Genomic DNA, 2,060 nt, shown 5'->3' with positions numbered 1-2,060 from the left:
CTTCGGAAATGCAATCGTGTCGCGCAGGTTGGTGCGCCCTGCCAACAACATTACCAAACGGTCAAGGCCGAATGCAATGCCGCCATGTGGAGGCGTCCCATACTCGAATGCTTCGAGCAAGAAACCGAATTGCTCTGTCGCTTCTTCTTTCGAGAAGCCGAGTACTTCGAACATTTTCTCCTGGATATCGCGCTTGTAAATACGCGCCGATCCCCCGCCCAGTTCATAGCCGTTCAATACTAAGTCATAAGCTTGGGCACGTACGTTTTGAGGTTCCGTGGAAAGCTTATCGAGATCTTCTTCGAACGGCATCGTAAACGGATGGTGCGCCGCATAATAGCGCCCGTCTTTGTCGTCGTATTCAAGCAGCGGCCAGTCGGTGATCCATAGGAATTTGAAGATCGATTGGTCGATCAAGTCCAAGTCTTTGCCGAGCTTCATACGCAAGGCACCAAGAGCATCAGCAACGACCGTTTTGGAGTCAGCGACGAACAATAACAAATCTCCTGCTTCAGCATCAGCCGCTGTGATCAAGCTATCAGCCATCTCGCCTTCGAAGAATTTGGCGATCGGCCCTTTGACGCCGCCTTCTTCCACCTTCAGCCATGCCAAGCCTTTCGCGCCGTAACGCGCAGCGAATTCGCCGAGTGCATCGATGTCTTTACGTGAGTAATTGGCGGCTTGTCCTTTGGCGTTGATCAATTTGACTTGCCCGCCAGATTCCACTGCTCCTATGAAGACTTTAAACGCGGAGTCTTTCACCAGTTCCGATACATCGGTCAATTCCATGCCGAAGCGGACATCAGGCTTATCTGAACCGAAACGTTCCATGGCATCACGGTAACTCATGCGCTCGAATCCTGCATCGATGTCGATGCCTTTTACATCCTTCATCACTTGGATCATCAAGCGTTCGTTCAATTCAATAATGTCTTCCATCGTCTGGAAACTCATTTCCATATCGATTTGCGTGAATTCCGGCTGGCGGTCAGCGCGCAAATCTTCATCGCGGAAACAACGTGCAATTTGGTAATATTTATCTACCCCTGAAACCATCAGCATTTGCTTGAACAATTGCGGTGATTGCGGCAAGGCGTAAAATTCACCGTCGTGTACGCGGCTTGGCACCAAATAGTCACGTGCGCCTTCCGGAGTGGATTTCGTCAAAATCGGCGTTTCCACATCCAAGAATCCTTCGCTGTCGAGGAAATTGCGGATTGTTTTCGTAACGTCTGAACGCATTTTCAATGTTTCGAACATCGCCGGGCGGCGCAAGTCCAAATAACGGTATTTCAAGCGTAAGTCTTCGCTGACATCTGTTTGGTCCTCAATCGCAAACGGCGGGTTTTTCGCGGCATTGATGATTTCCACATTATCCACTTGCACTTCGATTTTGCCAGTTTTCATCGCTGCGTTCACTTGGCCTTCCGCCCGTTCGACGACTAAGCCATCAATATGGACAACAAATTCATTGCGCAATGATTCACCGATTTTTGACGCAGGTTCCGAAATTTCCGGGTTGAAGACCACTTGGACAATTCCTGAACGGTCGCGGACATCGACGAAAATCAATCCGCCAAGGTCGCGGCGTTTGCGGACCCACCCTTTCAATGATACGCGCTGGCCGATTGCCGTTTCGTTCACTTCTCCACAATAATGTGTTCTCGACATATTTATTCCTCCAATGATTTCTTTTTCTGGATGCTTTCAGCCAATTCACCGAATGGCACTTCCTGCTGGTCACGCGTCGCCATTTCTTTGACGGCCGCTTTGCCGCTCTCGAGCTCCGATTCACCGATAACGATGACAAAACGTGCTTTTTTGCGGTCGGCAGATTTCATCTGGGCTTTCATCTTGCGATCAGTGAAATCCATGTCCGCGGAGATGCCATTTGTACGCAGATCGCGGACAATAGAGACGGCTTTCTTTTTCGATGCCGCGTCCATTGCGATGACGTATGCATCAAGTGATTGATCTTGCCCGATTTCCACTTTCTCCATTTCCAGTGCCAGCAACAAGCGCTCGATGCTCATCGCAAAGCCGATGCCAGGCGATTCCGG

At 50.0% G+C, this 2,060-nt stretch carries 2 protein-coding genes; both read right to left on the bottom strand.

Going from position 1 to position 2,060, the window contains the following annotated elements; genetic code table 11:
- The coding region (aspS, locus tag ON064_RS18095) for an aspartate--tRNA ligase (RefSeq protein ID WP_274625857.1) at positions 1–1,671 on the bottom strand (1,671 nt) is incomplete at its 3' end.
- A 2-nt stretch (positions 1,672–1,673) separates the two neighbouring features.
- Positions 1,674–2,060: His/Gly/Thr/Pro-type tRNA ligase C-terminal domain-containing protein (locus tag ON064_RS18090; protein WP_274625856.1), on the bottom strand; the 387-nt coding region annotated here is incomplete at its 5' end.

Source organism: Planococcus sp. A6, assembly GCF_028823615.1.
Lineage (GTDB): Bacteria > Bacillota > Bacilli > Bacillales_A > Planococcaceae > Planococcus.
Note: the sequence above shows the minus strand (reverse complement) of the source record. Positions and strands in the feature narration are given on the sequence as shown.